We start from the raw sequence: 551 nt of genomic DNA on the forward strand, positions 1-551 counted from the left end.
GCTGGATAATTATAAACAAGAATATAATGACGCTTTGGCTAAAATCCTCACGATGCTGAATGATAAAAATGACAAGCTTGATGGTTTGGCCGTAGGGTTAGGGGAAGTCTCCAACCGTTTAAATCACGCAGAAAAATATCAGGATCTGGTTCATAAAACATCATCATTAACCGCAGAAAATGAGAGAGTACATACTGCTTATAGCGCGCTCTCTCAGGCATATGATGGCGCTAATGAACGCATTTATGCTCTAGAGCAAGAGATTGAACAGCTCCGTAAACACTTCGATCAAATTTACTGTAGTACTTCATGGCGCATAAGTTCTCCGGTTCGTTTGTTGGGAAGACTGAAAAATAGAAACGCTCCGTCCTCTCAAACACCAAGTGTAGGGCTGATGAAACGAGGGTTGAGAAAGTTATCCCGGATAGTCAATCAAAATCCAAGGTTAAGGATGCTGGTAGTTCGTACCTCTAAAAAATTAGGGTTGTACACCGTGCTACGCCTGTCTCTTATACACATCTGACGCTGCCGACGATGCCAACTGGGTGTCG

The 551-nt window shown here is 43.0% G+C and carries 1 protein-coding gene; it reads left to right on the forward strand.

The genetic code is table 11. From position 1 onward, the window contains the following. The coding region (locus tag JHD74_RS26000; RefSeq protein ID WP_199063908.1) for a hypothetical protein at positions 1–523 on the forward strand (523 nt) is incomplete at its 5' end. Positions 524–551 lie beyond the last annotated feature (28 nt).

Origin of the sequence: Serratia sp. ASV30 (assembly GCF_016428815.1) — a bacterium.
Taxonomy (GTDB): domain Bacteria; phylum Pseudomonadota; class Gammaproteobacteria; order Enterobacterales; family Enterobacteriaceae; genus Chania; species Chania fonticola_C.